General features: G+C 66.6%; 18 protein-coding genes. 13 read left to right on the forward strand and 5 right to left on the reverse strand.

Annotated features, from left to right (window positions below):
• Positions 1 to 287: 287 nt before the first annotated feature.
• A complete protein-coding gene (gene rbfA / locus VIK36_RS07645) occupies positions 288 to 797 on the forward strand; it encodes a 30S ribosome-binding factor RbfA (protein ID WP_255175025.1) in 510 nt (169 codons plus the stop codon).
• Between the two features lie 84 nt (positions 798 to 881).
• Here the strand turns inward: rbfA and VIK36_RS07650 are convergent, their stop codons facing one another.
• Positions 882 to 1979 carry a ScyD/ScyE family protein gene (locus VIK36_RS07650; protein ID WP_324644684.1) on the reverse strand — a complete coding sequence of 366 codons (1098 nt, stop codon included), beginning with the start codon at positions 1977 to 1979 and terminating at the stop codon, positions 882 to 884.
• A gap of 203 nt (positions 1980 to 2182) precedes the next feature.
• Between VIK36_RS07650 and VIK36_RS07655 the strand changes: the two genes are divergently transcribed.
• Both VIK36_RS07655 and trxA read left to right on the forward strand, forming a co-directional pair.
• The gene (locus VIK36_RS07655) at positions 2183 to 2686 is read left to right on the forward strand and encodes a nucleoside deaminase (protein WP_324644685.1); all 504 of its coding nucleotides are present in this window, start codon (positions 2183 to 2185) and stop codon (positions 2684 to 2686) included.
• Between the two features lie 2 nt (positions 2687 to 2688).
• Positions 2689 to 3126 carry a thioredoxin gene (gene trxA, locus VIK36_RS07660; RefSeq protein ID WP_255175028.1) on the forward strand — a complete coding sequence of 146 codons (438 nt, stop codon included), beginning with the start codon at positions 2689 to 2691 and terminating at the stop codon, positions 3124 to 3126.
• Positions 3127 to 3144: 18 nt separating this feature from the next.
• Here trxA and VIK36_RS07665 read toward each other — a convergent pair whose 3' ends face one another.
• The gene (locus VIK36_RS07665) at positions 3145 to 4302 is read right to left on the reverse strand and encodes a pyridoxal phosphate-dependent aminotransferase (protein WP_255175029.1); all 1158 of its coding nucleotides are present in this window, start codon (positions 4300 to 4302) and stop codon (positions 3145 to 3147) included.
• 137 nt (positions 4303 to 4439) lie between these two features.
• Here VIK36_RS07665 and truB point away from each other — a divergent pair, with 137 nt between their 5' ends.
• The 10 genes from truB (at position 4440) to VIK36_RS07715 (ending at position 14493) form a co-directional block, all read left to right on the forward strand.
• Positions 4440 to 5405 (forward strand): tRNA pseudouridine(55) synthase TruB, encoded by a 966-nt coding sequence (gene truB / locus VIK36_RS07670; RefSeq protein WP_255175030.1) that lies wholly within the window; start codon positions 4440 to 4442, stop codon positions 5403 to 5405.
• Between the two features lie 2 nt (positions 5406 to 5407).
• A complete protein-coding gene (locus VIK36_RS07675) occupies positions 5408 to 5761 on the forward strand; it encodes a hypothetical protein (RefSeq protein WP_255175031.1) in 354 nt (117 codons plus the stop codon).
• Positions 5762 to 5780: 19 nt separating this feature from the next.
• A complete protein-coding gene (locus VIK36_RS07680; RefSeq protein WP_255175032.1) occupies positions 5781 to 6233 on the forward strand; it encodes a hypothetical protein in 453 nt (150 codons plus the stop codon).
• Positions 6234 to 6332: 99 nt separating this feature from the next.
• Positions 6333 to 7316, forward strand: coding sequence for a bifunctional riboflavin kinase/FAD synthetase (locus VIK36_RS07685; protein ID WP_255175033.1), 984 nt, complete (start codon positions 6333 to 6335; stop codon positions 7314 to 7316).
• 36 nt (positions 7317 to 7352) lie between these two features.
• The gene (gene kynA / locus VIK36_RS07690; RefSeq protein ID WP_255175034.1) at positions 7353 to 8207 is read left to right on the forward strand and encodes a tryptophan 2,3-dioxygenase; all 855 of its coding nucleotides are present in this window, start codon (positions 7353 to 7355) and stop codon (positions 8205 to 8207) included.
• Positions 8204 to 9463, forward strand: a complete 1260-nt coding sequence (locus tag VIK36_RS07695) for a kynureninase (protein ID WP_324644686.1) — start codon at positions 8204 to 8206, stop codon at positions 9461 to 9463. Before kynA ends, VIK36_RS07695 begins: the two co-directional genes overlap by 4 nt.
• A 200-nt stretch (positions 9464 to 9663) precedes the next feature.
• Positions 9664 to 9933 (forward strand): 30S ribosomal protein S15, encoded by a 270-nt coding sequence (rpsO, locus tag VIK36_RS07700; RefSeq protein WP_043452786.1) that lies wholly within the window; start codon positions 9664 to 9666, stop codon positions 9931 to 9933.
• Between the two features lie 242 nt (positions 9934 to 10175).
• Positions 10176 to 12434: a polyribonucleotide nucleotidyltransferase gene (locus VIK36_RS07705; protein WP_324645250.1), complete on the forward strand. Its 2259-nt coding sequence runs from the start codon at positions 10176 to 10178 to the stop codon at positions 12432 to 12434.
• A 112-nt stretch (positions 12435 to 12546) separates the two neighbouring features.
• Complete coding sequence (locus VIK36_RS07710; protein ID WP_324644687.1) at positions 12547 to 13890, forward strand: pitrilysin family protein; 1344 nt, start codon at positions 12547 to 12549, stop codon at positions 13888 to 13890.
• A 105-nt stretch (positions 13891 to 13995) separates the two neighbouring features.
• Entirely contained in the window at positions 13996 to 14493 is a 498-nt protein-coding gene (locus VIK36_RS07715; RefSeq protein WP_324644688.1) for a DUF1579 family protein, read from the forward strand.
• 75 nt (positions 14494 to 14568) lie between these two features.
• On the opposite strand, the gene VIK36_RS07720 is transcribed toward VIK36_RS07715, so the two are convergent.
• From VIK36_RS07720 to moaA, 3 genes are all read right to left on the reverse strand, one after another.
• Positions 14569 to 16143, reverse strand: coding sequence for a DUF222 domain-containing protein (locus tag VIK36_RS07720; RefSeq protein ID WP_324644689.1), 1575 nt, complete (start codon positions 16141 to 16143; stop codon positions 14569 to 14571).
• 91 nt (positions 16144 to 16234) lie between these two features.
• The gene (locus VIK36_RS07725) at positions 16235 to 16501 is read right to left on the reverse strand and encodes a MoaD/ThiS family protein (RefSeq protein ID WP_255175038.1); all 267 of its coding nucleotides are present in this window, start codon (positions 16499 to 16501) and stop codon (positions 16235 to 16237) included.
• Between the two features lie 5 nt (positions 16502 to 16506).
• Complete coding sequence (gene moaA, locus VIK36_RS07730; protein ID WP_324644690.1) at positions 16507 to 17646, reverse strand: GTP 3',8-cyclase MoaA; 1140 nt, start codon at positions 17644 to 17646, stop codon at positions 16507 to 16509.
• Between the last annotated feature and the right edge of the window lie 39 nt (positions 17647 to 17685).

Here is a 17685-nt window from a genome sequence, read left to right on the forward strand (position 1 = left end):
GCTGGTCCGCCTTCGGGCAGTCAGCAGTGCCAGGTGCGGGGCCGTTGGATTTTTCCGGCGGCCCCGCCCCTTCGCTGGGCGGCAAAGGATCTTGCGATCCTTTGCCGCCCAGCTCCGGCAGGCCCGATGCCACTCCCAGGCCGCCGGAAAAATCCAACGGAGGTCCGTCGTCCACTCGCCTCAGCGCGTGGCAACCGCCTCAAGTGCGTGGCAGATAACTGAAACGTGCCCTGGCAGCCTTCGCCGCCGTCGTACGTCCCAAATTTTTCTTCTTATAGGAGTTGTTCATGGCTGATCCGGCACGTGCTGCCAAGTTGGCGCAGCGGATTAAGGTTGTTGTTGCTGAGGCTCTGGGCCGGAAGGTCAAGGATCCTCGGCTGGAGGGCATTACTGTTACTGATGCCCGCGTGACCAATGATCTGCAGCACGCCACTGTTTACTACACCGTCTTTGGTGACCAGGCCGTCCAGGCTGATGCCGCCAAGGGGCTTGAGAAGGCCAAGGGTGTGCTCCGCCAGGAGGTGGGCCGGAACATCACCGTACGCCTGACCCCCACCCTTGAGTTCGTGGCCGACCAGATTCCGGTCAACGCCTCCAACCTGGAGGAACTGCTGCGGGAGGCCCGCAAGCGTGACGCCGAGGTTGCCGCCCTTGCCGCCAACGCCCGGCACGCAGGCGACGCCGACCCGTACAAGACCGATGCGTCCGGTGACGTGGAAATCGACGAGGACGACTTCGACGAAGAGGACCTGGACCTCACCGACGACGAGGACCTTGACGAGGACGGCCACAAGTAAAGACGCACACCAGGGCCCGGGAACGCATCCCGGGCCCTGATGCATTTAATCCCCGCCGTGCCCTGCCGGCGGGGGAGGCTGCCGCTACCGGAGGTCGGCCTTGATGACCTTGCCCGCAGGCGGCTGCGACGGGTCACCCAGGGCGTCGATGGTGGCGTAGAGCGTATGGCCGCTGATGTCGACATCTGCCGGCATGTTCACCGCCAGGAATTGGGAGCGGTCCCCGTCACAGGTGAACTTCAGGATCTCGCCGCCGAACAGCGATGCCACATAGACATCACCGTTGCCTGCAACGGCCAGGCCTGTGGGGCTGAGGATGTCCTCTGCCCAGAGGTCGGTGTCGCCGTTCCACGGATTGATCCTGAAGATGGCACCGCGGGCCCCGAGTTCAGGTCCTTCCGGGCCGCCCGGCAGGGACGTCACATACAGCATCCCGTCAGGTCCGATCCCCACATCCGTGGGAACCGGTTCGAAGGCATACTCATGGCCCACCACGCACGCGGGCACCTCCACCGTGTTTCCCATCATGTCCGTGGGAATCCGCAGACCCGCCGGAACCACGGCCGGGCGCGGCGGCAGCACGGCGACGGTGTCGATATCACCGGTTTTCAGGTTCACCTTGAGCACGGCGTTCATGCCTGCATCCGCAACGTAGGCAGTGTTGTCGCGGACCGCGAGCGCATACGGATGGGAATCCACGATGCCCTTGTAGCTGGGAGGCGGGAACTCCGGCCACGCCGCGAGGCACTGGGCGCTGACGTCGTCGCCGAATCCGTAGTGCTGGTCACCGTCGGGGTTATGGCTCCGCTCGTAATCGGCAAAATCGGCGATGGTCTCAACATCACCCCGGGCATCGATGGACTTCAGGTACCCGTGCAGCCCTGCGGGGTCACCCTGGCCGGCGCCCACGCTTTCAAGGAAGTACGTCGTGCTGCCGCGGGTGTCGGCCCCGGCCACCTCCCAACCTTGGGGTGTGTCCGTGGAAAGGTCTTCCGTGGACCCGTCACGGTCGATCCGGGTGAGCTTCCCGGCGAAATCCTGGGACACCAGGACCGATTTCCCGGGTCCGGCAGTGACATGCAGCGGCGAGACGAAGCCTCCTGCAAGCACATCGTAATCCGGCGTTTTGGCGGAAGCGGCGGCGGGGCCTGCGGACGCGATGGCAGCGGCCGAGGCCGCCATACAGGCTAAGAGTGCGAGTCTTTTGTTCATTGGGTACTCCGGGGTGCGGGCCCTTGCGGGCTGGATATGGAGCCTCCGCGGAGGCAAAATGGATCCCCCGGGCGCAAGCGTAGGCCCCTACCGGCTGGTAGCGGTTGGGGGCAGCTCCCCTTTTTGGCCCCCTTTCCATCCCCCTGCGGGGCGCCCGTGGCTAGGATCGTGCTATGACCTCCGCGGACCACGGCAACAGCCCCTCTACTGACCCTGAGTTGAGCCAATACCTTGGGCAGGCCGTGGACCTCGCCACGCGGAACGTCGGCGAGGGCGGCGGTCCCTTCGGAGCGGTGGTGGTAACCCCCGACGGGCGCGTCCACGCAGGGGTCAACCGGGTGACCCGCGACAACGACCCCACCGCCCACGCCGAGGTGGTGGCCATCCGGGCCGCGGCGGCGGCCACGGTGAATTTCGACCTCACCGGCTCAGTTCTCTACGCAAGCTGCGAGCCGTGCCCCATGTGCCTGGCGTCCGCCCTCTGGGCCAGGATCGGCCACGTCTACTTCGCCGCCGACCGGCACGGGGCAGCCGCCGCCGGCTTTGACGACGCACTTTTCTACGACTACTTCAACGGTGCCGCGCCGGAGCTGATGCCGGTGACCAGGGGTGACATCCCGACGTCGGACGTCCCCTTCCAGACGTGGCGCGCCTTTGACAGCAGGAAGGAATACTAGCCATGGAACCCACACTCCTCAGCTGCCCCAGCTGCGGGAAGACCAACAGGGTGCCCGCACAGGCTGCCGGCCACCCCCGCTGCGGCAACTGCAAGGCAGACCTGCCGTGGATCGTGTCCGCGGGTGATGGTGACTTCGCTGCCGTGGCGGAGCAGTCCTCAGTTCCCGTGCTGGTGGATTTTTGGGCGGCGTGGTGCGGACCCTGCCGCATGGTCAGCCCCGTCCTGGACAAGCTGGCCCGGGAACGGCCGGGGAAGATCAAGCTGGTGAAAGTGGACGTGGACAAGTCGCCCGGCCTGTCGCGGAGGTTCGACGTGCAGGCCATCCCCACCCTGATGGTGCTCGTGGACGGCAAGGTCGCCGCCCGCCAGGCAGGCGCCGCGCCGGCGGAGGCGCTGCGGTCCTGGCTGGACAAATCACTGGGCGGCGCCCGCAGCTGATACTGCCTGGGCCGGGTTTTACCGGCCGGCGGCAGGAAGCCGGGACAGTCCTTCCAACAGATCCTGCTTCCGGCCGCACAGCGCGATCCGGACCCACCCCTCGCCGATGGACCCAAAGGCAGTCCCGGGAGCCAGCGCTACCCCGGAGTCGGCCAGGAACCGCCGGACCCAGGACCGCACATCGCCGCCGGTTACGTGGGACATGTCCGCCCACAGGTAGAACGCACCCTGTGCCGGCAGGTAGCGGATGCCCTTCGCCGCCAGGACCGCGGACGCCGCATCCCGGTTGTCCCGGTAGTGCTGGTGCGCGTGGCGCACGTAATCCTGCGGCCCGGTGAGGGCTGCGAGCGCCGCGTACTGCGGGGCGGACGCCACGCAGGAGACGATCGATTCCATGACGTTGTCCATCTTCTGTTCAAGCCCCGGCGGGCAGACGAGCGCGCCGATCCGCAGCCCCGTCAGGCCGTAGGTCTTGGACAGCGTCAACGAGGTGAATACCCGCGCATCCTCCGCCGTGCCGCCGTCGAACCTTGCCGGGCTGACGTGCGGGACATCGTAGGTGAATGCCTCGTAGCACTCGTCCGAGATGACCCAGATGTCGTGCCTGCGGGCCAGCTCCACCAGCTCACGGACCAGGTCCTCACTGAGCACGGCGCCCAGCGGGTTGGACGGGGAATTGAGCACCAGGACCCGGGTGCGGCTGGTGATGAGGGCTTCCACGTCGGCGACCCGGGGCTGGAAGCCGTGGTCCGGGTGCAGGGGATAGCCGACGGGAACGGCGTTCAGCAGCCGGCTGGTCATGGCGAAGGTGGGGTAGCCCGGGTTCGGGATCAGGATCTCGTCGCCGGGGGAGAGCAGCAGGCTCATGGCGAAGTGCAGGCCCTGCTGGGCGCCCGACACCACGTACACCCGCCCCGCACCGACGTCCACGCCCTGTTCCTCCCGGAACCTGGCGGCGAACGCTTCGCGCAGGGCCGGGATCCCGGCATTGGGCGTGTAGTTGGTTTCATCGCGGTCCAGGCAGGCGATGCCGGCGTCCAGGACGTGGCGGGGGAGGGGGAAGCCCGGCTCCCCGATGCTGAGCACCACGGCGCCGGGAGTGCGCCAGGCGGCCTCGGTAATCTCACGGATCTGGTTGACGGGCACGTCGCGGATATGGGCGGCAAGCTCAGGCATGCCAGCCATCCTAGCCGTCCCCTGCCCTGCCTCCGCCCCGACCGGTGACGCGGCCGCCGTGCTGGGCCGCCGCCGTCGTACGCTCCCTGCCGGTACCCTGCACATGCGCCCCAACCCGCGCCCATATACTGGGAGGCGTGCTTTCTGGACTGGTGATAGTGGACAAGCCGCAGGGATGGACCAGCCATGATGTGGTTGGCCGGATGCGGCGCCTCGCAGGGACCCGGAAAGTGGGGCACGCAGGAACCCTTGACCCCATGGCCACCGGTGTTCTGGTGCTTGGCATCAACAAAGCCACCCGCCTGCTGACCTACATTGTGGGCACCTCGAAGACCTATACCGCCACCATCCGCCTGGGCCAGTCCACGGTGACCGACGACGCGGAGGGCGAGGTCACGGCCACCACCAGCGCGGACGGCGTCACCGACCAGCAGATTCACGACGGCGTTGCGGCCCTCACGGGGGACATCCAGCAGGTGCCCAGCAGCGTCAGCGCAATCAAGGTCAACGGCGAACGCGCCTACGCCCGCGTGCGGTCCGGCGAGGACGTCAAGCTCGCCGCACGCCCCGTGACCATCCACCGGTTCGACGTGCATGGCATCCGCAGGGACGCGGCAGCAGGTGTGGTGGACCTGGATGTGACGGTGGAATGCTCCTCCGGAACCTATATCCGCGCCCTCGCCCGGGACCTGGGCGACGCCCTCGGCGTCGGCGGCCACCTGACAGCGCTCCGCCGGACCCAGGTGGGCCCCTACTCACTGGACCAGGCGCGCACCCTCGAACAGCTCGCCGATGAGCTCAATGTCCTGGACATGTCCCTCGCCGCCAGGGCGCTGATGCCCAACCGCGAACTCACCGCCGAAGAAACCGCCGAGATCTCCTTCGGCCGGCGGATCGCGGCCGGTGCTGCAGCCGGTACGCCCGGTGCCGCCACGGCGGAGCGCCCTGCCGCGGCCTTCGCTCCGGACGGCAGCCTGGTGGCCCTTCTTGCCGACGCGGGCAGCTACGCCAAACCGGTCCTCGTCTTCGCCCCCGGCACCGGGCCTGGCGCCGGGACTGGACCTGGTGACGGGGCGGCAGCAACCTCCGCGGCGGAGGCATAGGCGTGGACGCATACTTTTGGATCATCCTGGTCGTCGGCCTGGTGTCCACCGTGGTGTGCCTGGGCGCGGGCATCCTGAAGAAGGCACCCAACGACATCACCATCCTGTCCGTCGTGGCCGTCGAAGTGGCCCTGGTGGTCTATCTGGTGGGGTCGATCGTCCGCGTGATCGCCGGTGAACCGATCGCCGGGGAGGCCTGGGAGTTCTGGGGCTACATGGCCACCGCCATGCTCCTGCCGCCCGCCGCCATCTACTGGTCCATCCTGGAGCGCACGCGGTGGAGCAACTTTGTCCTGGCCGCCGTCGGCGTCACGGCGCTGGTGATGGCCGCCCGAATGAACCAGATCTGGTACTGAAGTGGAAGAAGCAGCAGAAATGAAAGACCAGCAGGCCCAGGCGGCCACCGGAAAAACACCCGTCCGCAACACCCGCAACACTGGACCGGGCCGCCTCCTGATCGCGGTGTATGGGGTGTTCGCCATCTCGGCCACTGCCCGCGCCGGCTACCAGATCCTCACCAAGTTCTCCGAGGCACCGCTGGCCTACCTGCTCTCCGCCTTTGCCGCCCTGGTGTACATCCTGGCCACGGTGTCACTGGCAAAGGCCGGAACCACATGGTTCAAGGTTTCGGTTGCGGCGGTGCTGGTGGAACTGGCCGGCGTCCTGGTGGTGGGGACCCTGAGCATCCTGGACTCCGTGCAGTTCCCGCACGAGACCGTCTGGTCGCTGTTTGGCCGCGGCTACGGTTTCATCCCGCTGCTGCTGCCCATCCTGGGACTGGTGTGGCTGTACCGGCGCCGGCCCTCACAGGCGAAGACTGCGCAGTGACGGGCAAAGCTGCGCAGTGAATCCGGGTAACCTTGAAGAGTTCCGCGGCCGTAAGGGTCCCGGAACGTTGATGCTTTCAGGCAGCTTAAGGCGAGGGTGATGGTTTACATCTGGAACGAACCGTCCGATGTCCCGGCGGACTTCGGCCCATCTGTTGTCACTTTCGGCAACTTCGACGGCGTTCACCGCGGCCACCAGCAGGTGCTGTCCCAGCTGATTCGGTCGGCCCGCCTCTCCCAAGCGAAGGCAGTGGCCGTCACGTTCGACCCCCACCCCGCAGTGATCCACCGGCCGGAGGCCGCGCCGGAGCTCATCATGGGCCTGGATGACAAGCTGGACGCGCTGGGTGAGCTGGGCCTGGACGCCATCCTGGTGGTCAAGTACTCCCTGGACCTCGCCAGCCTCACGGCCGAAGAGTTCGTGGAGCAGTACCTGGTGGACTGCCTGCACGCCAGCCACGTGGTCATCGGCCACGACGCCCGGTTCGGCCGCGGCAACTCCGGCGACCTGGACACCATGAAGGCGCTCGGGGAAAAATTCGGTTTCGATGTCCAGGTGATCAGCGAATTCGGCGCCGAAGGCTACCCGCTGCATGACGACGACGGCACGGACCGCCGCTGTTCCTCCACCTGGGTGCGCGAAGCGCTGCAGGCCGGAGACGTCACCACCGCCGCGTCGGTCCTGGGCCGGCCGCACCGGATGCGCGGCGAGGTGGTCCACGGCGCAGCCCGCGGCAGGGCACTGGGGTTCCCCACCGCGAACCTTGCCTCCAACGCCACAGGGCTGATTCCCGCCGACGGCATTTACGCCGGGTGGCTGGTGGACCAGGCCGGCAAGCGCTGGCCCGCGGCCATCTCGGTGGGGTCCAACCCCACATTCGACGGCGTCAGCCGCCAGGTGGAGGCACACGTGATCGACCGGCCCAAGGAAGCCGTGGAGGACTTCGATCTGTACGGCCAGACAGTGATCGTGGAATTCGTGGAGCGGCTTCGCGGCATGGTGGCCTACCGTGGCCCTGAGGCCCTGGTGGAACAAATGCGGCTGGACGTGGCCCAGGCCCACCAGCTCCTGGGCGGCCGCTGACAGCACGGCCAGGGTGACAACAACGAAAGGCAGGACGTGTCCGTCGAGAAGAACACCCGCAAGCTGGATAAGGGGATTGTCCGCGACTTCAGCTCACGGATGAGCTACGCCTCCTACCTGCAGCTTCCCACCCTGCTCAGTGCCCAGCAGCCGGTCAGCCAGCCCGAGCACCACGATGAGCTGCTGTTCATCATCCAGCACCAGACCACGGAGCTGTGGCTGAAACTGGTCCTGCATGAACTGCGCAGCGCCGCCGCCTGGCTCCGCGAAGACGACCTCGGTTCGGCGCTCAAGGGCATCGCCCGGGTCAAGCACATCCAGAAGACCCTTACCGAGCAGTGGTCCGTGCTGGCCACCCTCACACCCACCGAGTATTCGCAGTTCCGGGGCTTCCTGGGCAACTCGTCAGGGTTCCAGTCCGCACAGTACCGGGCCGTCGAATTCGTCCTGGGGAACAAGAACCGCAAGATGCTCCCGGTCTTCGAATCCGATCCTGAGGCCCACGCCATGCTGGAGGAACTGCTCGCTGCCCCCAGCATCTACGACGAGTTCCTGGCCTACCTCTCCCGGCAGGGGTTCGACGTTCCGCCTGCAGTCCTGGACCGGGACGTGACCCGCGCCCACGAGTTCGCCCCGGAGCTGGTACCGCTCTTCAAGCACATCTACGAGAATGCCGCTGACAACTGGGCGGCCTACGAGGCCTGCGAGGAACTGGTGGACCTGGAGGACAACTTCCAGCTCTGGCGGTTCCGGCACCTGCGCACCGTCCAGCGGACCATCGGCATGAAGACCGGCACCGGCGGGTCCAGCGGGGTGACCTTCCTGCAGAAGGCCCTGGAACTGACTTTCTTCCCGGAACTATTCGCGGTCAGGACGGAGATCGGACAATGAGCATCCACCAGGAAAACATCGCCGGCGTGACAGCGGAAACGCTCCGGCAGCGCGCCGAAGAGCTGGACCGACGGGACGTCCTGGCGCATTACCGGGACCACTTCATCGGCACCGACACGCCCCTGTCCTACCTCGACGGCAACTCGCTGGGCCGGCCCCTGAAGCGGACGGCGGACGACGTCGCTGCCTTCATCCGCGACGAGTGGGGTGGCCGCCTGATCCGCGGCTGGGACGAACAGTGGCTCGCCATGCCGGAGGCCATCGGGGACCAGCTGGGCCGTGCCGTCCTGGGGGCAGCGCCGGGACAGACCATCATCGCCGACTCCACCACCGTGGTCCTGTACAAGCTGATCCGGGCCGCCCTTGCGGCAGTGCAGGACCCGGACCGCAACGAACTGGTGCTGGACACCGAGAACTTTCCCACCGACCGCTACCTGGTGGAGGGCATCGCCCTCGAGGAAGGCCTGACCCTCCGCTGGATCGAACCGGACCCCGCAGCCGGGGTGACCCTTGAGCAGGTGCGCCAGGCCACCGGGCCGCGCACCGCCGTCGTCCTCCTCAGCCAGATTGCCTACCGCTCAGGCCACCTTGCGGACCTGCCGGGCATCACGGCGGCAGTGCACGACGCCGGGGCCCTGGTGGTGTGGGACCTTTGCCATTCGGCGGGGTCGGTGGAGATCGACCTGGACGGAGCGGACGTGGACTTCGCCGCCGGCTGCACCTACAAGTACCTTAACGGGGGCCCCGGATCGCCGGCGTTCGCCTACGTCAACGCCCGCCACCTGCCCTCGCTGAACCAGCCGATCTGGGGCTGGATGGGCCGCAAAGACGCTTTCGAGATGGCCGCCGGCTACCAGCCGGCCGCCGGCATCCGCGGGTTCCTCAGCGGCACTCCCGCGATCTTCGGCATGATTGCCATGCAGGGAACCCTGGACCTCATCGAAGAAGCCGGCATGGCGGCCATCCGGTCGAAGTCCGAAGACCTTACCGCCTTCGCCGTGGAGGTCTTCGACGCGTGGCTGGCACCCCTGGGAGCCGAACTGGCTACGCCCCGGAATCCGGGGGAGCGGGGCGGGCACATCACGGTGGACCACGCTGAGTTCACCAAGGCTACCGTTGAGGCCCTGTGGGACGGCGACGTCATCCCCGACTTCCGCTCGCCGCACGGCATCCGGGTGGGCTTGTCACCCCTGAGCACCAGCTTTGCCGAAGTGCTTCACGGCATGGGCGCCATCCGGGACAGGCTGCAGGGGTGACCACGGTGGTGATCCCGCCGCACGTGTTTCGACAAGGTTAGGCCCGGGCCGGTAAACTGGACGATGGATCCGGCTGCAGTCCGTGGCGGCTGGTTCCTGTTGGTGGCGGCCCCTTCCGGATTACCGGGGCGGACGAACACGGCAGACCCGGCAGTGAGTTACTGACCTGGGCCCTCACGGCACATTCCCAAGGAGTTATTGTGGCACTTGACGCCGCTGTAAAGCAGTCCATCATCAAGGAATACGCAACCGCCGAAGGCGACACCGGTTCACCGGAGGTCCAGGTTGCGGTCCTGACCCAGCGGATCAAGGATCTGACTGAGCACATGAAGGAGCACAAGCACGACTACCACACCCAGCGCGGTCTGCTGGCCATGGTTGGTCGCCGCAAGCGCATGCTGAGCTACCTCAAGAAGACTGACATCGCCCGCTACCGTTCGCTCATCGAGCGCCTCGGCCTGCGCCGCTAGTCTGGCTTTGGGGCGGCCCTTTCCATCCGGAACGGGCCGCCTTCTTCAAATGAAAAACTAAACAGGAGGATCAACCGCATCACGCATTCGCGGTCCTCGGTAGTGATCCCCGGGAACGGCTTCGTTGACTGAAGCCGGCGGCCCGTGGGTCTCGATCGATGACCGGGTGCAGGGCCAGTAGACAGATGCTGGCCGGGTTGATGCGGCTGGACTTCCGTAAGAAAGAAACGGAGGTGACTCTCTTGGAGGGTCCCGAAATCCAGTTCTCGGAAGCAGTCATTGACAATGGCCGTTTCGGCAAGCGCGTAATCCGCTTCGAAACCGGCCGGCTTGCCAAGCAGGCAGCCGGCGCGGCCATGGTGTACATCGACGATGACACCGCGCTGCTGTCCGCCACCACCGCCGGCAAGCACCCGCGTGAAGGCTTCGACTTCTTCCCGCTGACGGTCGACGTCGAAGAGCGCATGTACGCTGCCGGCCGCATCCCGGGTTCGTTCTTCCGCCGCGAAGGCCGCCCGTCCACCGAGGCCATCCTGGCCTGCCGCCTGATGGACCGTCCGCTGCGCCCCGCCTTCATCAAGGGCCTGCGCAACGAGGTCCAGATCGTGGTCACCGTCCTGGCGATCAACCCGGACGAGCTCTACGACGTGGTGGCCATCAACGCTTCCTCCATGTCCACGCAGCTGTCGGGCCTGCCGTTCTCCGGCCCCATCGGCGGCGTCCGCGTTGCCCTGGTGAACGACGAAAACGGATCCCAGTGGGTTGCTTTCCCCAAGCACTCCCAGCTCGAGAACTCCGTGTTCAACATGGTGGTTGCCGGCCGCGTAGCCGGTGACGACGTCGCCATCATGATGGTGGAGGCCGAAGCTACGGACAACTCCTGGAACCTCATCAAGGAACAGGGCGCCACCGCCCCCACCGAAGAGGTTGTGGCCGAGGGCCTGGAGGCTGCCAAGCCGTTCATCAAGGCCCTGTGCGACGCCCAGGCCGACCTCGCCGCCCGCGCTGCCAAGCCCACGGTCGAGTTCCCGGTCTTCCTTGACTACGAGGACGACGCTTACGCCGCCGTCGAGTCCGCTGCCGCCGACAAGCTCGCCGCCGTCTTCCAGATCGCCGACAAGCAGGAACGCGACAACGCTTCCGACGCACTCAAGGACGAGGTCCTCGCCGGCCTCGCCGGCCAGTTCGAAGGCCGCGAGAAGGAACTGTCCGCAGCATTCCGCTCGGTCACCAAGCACGTTGTGCGCCAGCGCATCCTCAAGGACCAGGTCCGCATCGACGGCCGTGGCCTGACGGACATCCGCCAGCTCACCGCCGAGGTCGAGGTCCTGCCCCGCGTCCACGGCTCCGCCATCTTCGAACGCGGCGAGACCCAGATCATGGGTGTCACCACGCTGAACATGCTCAAGATGGAACAGCAGATCGACTCGCTGTCGCCGGTGACGCGCAAGCGCTACATGCACAACTACAACTTCCCGCCGTACTCCACCGGTGAAACCGGCCGCGTGGGCTCGCCCAAGCGCCGCGAAATCGGCCACGGCGCCCTGGCCGAACGTGCACTCGTGCCCGTCCTGCCGTCCCGCGAGGAATTCCCCTACGCCATCCGCCAGGTGTCCGAAGCCCTCGGCTCCAACGGTTCGACGTCGATGGGTTCCGTCTGCGCCTCCACCCTGTCCCTGATGAACGCCGGTGTGCCCCTGAAGGCCGCCGTCGCCGGCATCGCCATGGGCCTGGTCTCCGACCAGGTGGACGGCCAGACCCGCTACGCAGCCCTGACCGACATCCTCGGCGCCGAAGACGCCTTCGGTGACATGGACTTCAAGGTTGCCGGTACCTCCGAGTTCGTCACGGCCATCCAGCTGGACACCAAGCTCGACGGCATCCCCGCATCCGTTCTGGCAGCGGCCCTCAAGCAGGCGCGCGAAGCACGCCTGCACATCCTCGAGGTCATCAACTCGGCCATCGACACCCCGGACGAGCTCTCCGAGTTCGCACCGCGCGTCATCGCCGTGAAGATCCCCGTGGACAAGATCGGCGAGGTCATCGGCCCCAAGGGCAAGATGATCAACCAGATCCAGGAAGACACCGGCGCCGACATCTCCATCGAGGACGACGGCACCGTCTACATTGGCGCCACCAACGGTCCGTCTGCCGATGCAGCACGTTCCGCCATCAACGCCATCGCGAACCCGCAGGTCCCGGAAATCGGCGAGCGCTACCTGGGTACGGTCGTCAAGACCACCACCTTCGGTGCCTTCGTATCGCTGACCCCGGGCAAGGACGGCCTCCTGCACATCTCCGAGCTCCGCAAGCTGGCCAACGGCAAGCGCGTGGACAACGTGGAGGACGTGGTTTCCGTCGGCCAGAAGATCCAGGTGGAAATCACCAAGATCGACGACCGCGGAAAGCTCTCGCTCGCCCCGGTGGTCGCCGAGGAAGAGGCTCCGGCCGACGCCGAGCGCGCCCACGCCACGGAGCCTGCCGAAGGCGCTGACGTCTAACAGCCCGGGCTTCCCGGCACAAGCATGAAGCGGCGGGACCGGTGGATGATCCACCGGTCCCGCCGCTGTTACGATGGCAGCCAGATCCGGCTGCCCGTCCTGAAAGGCATCAATGACTGTTGTACCCCTGCCGCTTGAGCAGAACCACGCCGGCGACACCCTGGTCCACGGCTCCGACGGCGGGTCCGAGGTCCGGCGTTCCGTGCTGCCGGGGGGAGTGCGGGTACTGACGGAAGCGATGCCGGGCCAACGGTCAGCCACCATCGGGTTCTGGGTGGGCGTAGGCTCCCGCGACGAAGCTCCCGGCCAGCACGGATCCACCCACTTCCTTGAACACCTGCTGTTCAAGGGCACCAGGCGCCGCACGGCCCTTGAGATCGCCTCCGCCTTTGATGAGGTGGGCGGCGAGTCGAACGCCGCCACCGCCAAGGAAAGCACCTGCTACTTTGCCCGGGTCCTGGACTCAGACCTGCCGATGGCCATCGACGTCATAGCGGACATGATCACCGGCGCCGTACTGGACCCTGCCGAAATGGAGCAGGAACGGGACGTCATCCTCGAGGAAATCGCCATGGACAGCGATGACCCCACCGATGTTGCCCACGAGCACTTCGTGGCCAAGGTCCTGGGCAGCCACCCGCTTGGCCGCCCCATCGGCGGCACCCCCGCAGCCATCAAGGCCGTTGCCAGGGACTCCGTATGGGAGCACTACCGCAGGTACTACAAGCCGGAGGAACTGGTCATCACCGCCGCGGGCGGGCTGGACCACGACGTCGTCTGCGGACTTGTGGTGGACGCCCTCCAGACCGCGGGCTGGTCACTGGAACCGGACTCCGCACCGGTGCAGCGGCGCTCCACCGAACGCGCCCTGATCACCGGAACCGCAGGTCTGCACGTGGTCAAGCGCGCGGTGGAGCAGGCGAACATCATCATGGGATGCCCCACTATCGTTGCCACCGACGAACGCCGCTACGTCATGAGCGTCCTGAATGCGGTGCTGGGAGGCGGCATGTCCTCCAGGCTGTTCCAGGAAGTCCGCGAGAAGCGCGGCCTGGTGTACTCCACCTACTCCTTTGCCTCGTCCTACGCCGACGCCGGCTATTTCGGCATGTACGCGGGCTGCACGCCGTCCAAGGTACGGCAAGTGCTGGACCTGCTGGCGATCGAGCTGGACAAGCTCGCCGAACACGGAATCTCCGAGGACGAGCTCCGCAAGGCCGTGGGACAGCTTGGCGGCGGAATCGTCCTGGCCCTGGAAGACACCGGTTCGCGGATGTCCCGGCTGGGCAGGGCCGAACTGGTGTCCGGCGAATACCAGGACATTGATGAGACGCTTCGCCTCATCAAGGCCGTCACCGTTGAACAGGTCCAGGAACTGGCTGCCGAACTCGCCGCAGCGCCGCGGACCGTCACGGTGGTCGGCCCGTTCGAGGAGAACGAGACGTTCGGGCTGTAGCCAACCGGCTGCATACGGCACGGAGGCTGGCGGCGCCACGCAGAAGAGTCCATCCTGAGTGCAGGGGGTTCATGTCTGCAGGCGGGGCGATGGGCGGTGCACGAAATGGAGCAAGGGCATCCTGCCCTGTCCGGCCTTCTGGGCCGCTGGCGGGGCCAAACCCAGGTCGCTGCAGGCCCATGGGGGCCCGAACGCAGCGTCGACGCCGAGGTGACCTACAGCCAGGTAGCCGGGGGACTGGGCGTCGTGCAGAGCTACCGCCACGTCGAACCGGACGGCAGCCATTTTGAAGGCCACGGCATCTTCACCGTCGATCCGGTCCATAACGACGTGCTCTGGTACTACGTGGACAGTACCGGCGTGCCGCCCGGCACTGCCGCGCGCTGCACCTGGCGCGACGGCGTCCTCCGCGTTGATCGCCCCAGCGACGCAGGCTGGACACACCACTCCCTTCTGCTCCGTGACGGTGTCCTGACCCACGTCACCGAGTTGCGTTCAAGTGCCAGGGACGACGACGGCGGCGTGGCAGGTGCGGACGCCGCAGCGGACGGGCGAAGCCCGGCCTACAGGCCGTTCATGCGCTCGGTCTTCCACCGGGCCTGAAGTTCTTCGACCGGATTGAACTGCTCGCCAGAGTGTCGAGGGCCCACACTGTGACGGCTGAGCGCTCGAGGTCCACTATGGCCAGGGCTGCATCATGTTCCAACAGTCCTTCAATGGGTCTGGCGGCAGCACGAAAGGGCGCGAGTAAAACTCTTCCCATAGGGGGTCGTCGAGGGGGATCGCTTCTGGCTCAAGAAACTTTTCCTGCGGGTCTGTGTCCAGCAATGCACTTTCCACATCGGGAAACGCGTTCAAGAGTCCCGCGGCGAGTGGCCAGTGGGTTGGTTCTGCATCCCGGTGTTCTGGGTTGTAATGGCGTCCGGTGGGTGAGGTCCAGCCGGGTGGTTCATTCTTGTTGGCCGGGCCGGGTGTCCACCTGCTGTTGTGTTTGAGCCGGTGGTGCCTTGGGCACAGCTGGGCCAAATTACTTGCTCCGGTAACGCCGCCGTGTTCCCAGGCTGTGAGGTGGTCGGTGTCATTGTCAGGGGTGCGGTTGGTGCAGCCGGGGAACGTGCACTTGGCGTCGCGCAGCCGGATCCAGCGTTTGATAATTTCGGTGAGCCGGTAGTTCTTCCTTCCGATTTCCAATGGTGCCCCGTCGCGTGGGTCGACCAGGACCCGGTAGAACGAGTCAGCCCCGTCTGCGACCAGCCTCCGTGCCATGGACGCCGGAATCGGCCCAAAACTATCCAGAATGGCGGGTTCATCGGTCTGGCCGAGCAGGGAGAATACGGGCACCATCACCAGGACATCGGCCCGCGGGGTGGGGACCTTCCCGACCTCCGTGGATTTCCCGGTCTGTGTGGTGTTCTTAGTGCCGAGGAGCAGGGATGCTGCGATGTCGGGGCGGAGCTGGGTGACGGTGCGCTCTTCGCCGGGGCCCTGGAGGCCGCGGGCGGTCGCGGTGGTCCGGTTCCAGATGGCGCAGGCGGTATCGCCAGGGAGGTAGAGGGAGATCCAGGCCATGCCGTCCCGGTCTGGGGTGTATTCCATCCGCCGGTCAGCCACTCCCTTTGCGTGGCGCTTCTCGATCGACTCGGGGTGGTGGCGTTCCCGCCACCCACGGACCTTCGCCCGAAACCGTGACGGGACAATTTCACCGGGGGCGGCACCGCGGGCGGGGTGGGGTGTGTCGGGGTCGAAGAAGTGCGCCACCAGCGACGCCGCGCCCTCGGCGGTGAGGCCTTCGGTTTCGTCGGCAACGATTCGGGCGTGCTGCCAGGACATCGCGCCCGCGGCCAAGGCGTTCATAACGGGCGGCAGGGAGCAGACCCGCCGTGACTGCTCCACGAACGCCCCAGCTGCGGCAGAGCTGAGGGTCAGGACCCCGGCGATCTCCTCCACGACCGACATCTGCGCGTAGGTCCGGTCCTGAACCGAGGCGTCCGGCGGCGTCATCGCCTGCTGGAACTCAACGGCCCGGGCAACCTGCCGCGACTTTACCGCCGCGAGCTGTGCTTCCAGCCGGGCCGTAAGCTCCAACCCTTCCAGGCACAGCTCGTACCGGTGCTGCAGCACGTCAATATCTCCAGCCGCAGCAGTCAGCGCAGAATGTTCGAGGTTCCGGTCTTCAAGAGCGAGAGCATCAAGGGCTGCAACAGAGGTATGAACACCCTCCAACACCGCCCCAAAACCACCGCTGATTCCCATACCCACATCATCCAGCGTGGGTCTGACAATCAAGCCCCTACCGCGAAACCCCGACAGTCAAAACCGCCATGGCTCCAGCTGCCCTAAGCGATTAGCCCCCGGCGAACGGCGGCAGAACATCCACGACGTCGTCGGGGCCAAGAATGGTTGCGTGGTCCCGCACGGCCACCTCATTGAGCAGGAAGCTGCTCCGCGAAAGAAGCCGGGGAAGCGGAGGAGTGCCCGCCGGAGGCTCGGCGCGCTCCACGGCGGCGATGGCTGCCAGCAGGTCCGCCACCGTGGCGTCCTCGGGCAGCTGGAACTTTTCTTCCTCGAAACCTGCTGCAGCGCGCGCGGCAGCAAAATAGCGTACAAGCATCTGTGTCAGCCCCCGATGGCGCTCATGCTGCGGTCCGGCTGGACGAAGTCCGGAGCGTCCAGTCCCACATGGTCCATGCCGTGGGCCTTTGGTTTGATCCACATGGCGTCCTGCCACCGCTGCGCCAGTTCCGCATCGCCGGCGCCCGCCCGCAGCAGGCCCAGCAGGTCGAACTCCTCGCGTGAGAACAGGCAGCTCATGATCTTGCCCTCGGCAGTAATCCTGGTGCGCCGGCAGTCAGCGCAGAACGGCTCGGTGACGGAGGCGATGATTCCCACCGTCCCAAGGACGGGACCGTCAGCGGAGCCGGCGCCGTCCCCCGGGTCTGCCACCCGCCGTCGTACTTCAAACCGCTCCGCGGGAGCGCCATCGCGTGCCCGGGGATCGGGGGTGAGCACGTAGTCACGGGACAGCAGTGCGCGGATTTCGGCGGCGGTGATCATGTTGCGGCGGGTCCAGCCATGGTCGGCGTCGAGCGGCATCTGTTCGATGAACCGCAGTTCGTACCCGCGCTCCAGCGCCCATGCCAGCAGCTGTGGCGACTCGGCGTCGTTGATGCCCCGCATCAGGACCGCGTTCAGTTTGACCGGGCCCAAGCCGGCAGCCCAAGCAGCGTCGACCCCGGCCAGGACCTGGTTGAGGAACGGGCGCCGGGTCAGCTTGGTGAACGTCTCTTCATGCAGTGAATCCAGCGACACGTTGATGCGGGTCAGCCCGGCGTCCTTGAGAGCCGCCGCCTTCTTTGCCAGGCCGACGCCGTTGGTGGTCATGGAGATCGGCAGGTCCGGGTGGTTGGCCCGCAGGGCCGCGATGATGTCCACCAGGTCATGACGGACCAGCGGCTCACCGCCGGTCAGCCGCAACTCCCGGACCCCCAGCTGCTCCACGCCGACCTTGACGATCCGCACGATTTCCCCGGCCGACATCACTGCCTGCTTGGCGAGCCATTCCAGGCCTTCCGCCGGCATGCAGTAGGTGCAGCGGAGGTTGCACTTGTCCGTCAGGGACAGCCTCATGTCCGTGGCGCGGCGGCCATACCTGTCCGCCAGCCCCGCCGGTGCATCCGCGGGCCGGCGTGCGGGGACGCCGGGCAGCGCCGATGCTGCTTCCTCCCGCGGCTGCGGCATGCCTAGCTGGACACTCATGAATTCAGGCTACGCCACGTTGCGCCGCACATCACACCT

This window comes from Pseudarthrobacter sp. LT1 (assembly GCF_035621795.1).
Classification (GTDB): domain Bacteria; phylum Actinomycetota; class Actinomycetes; order Actinomycetales; family Micrococcaceae; genus Arthrobacter.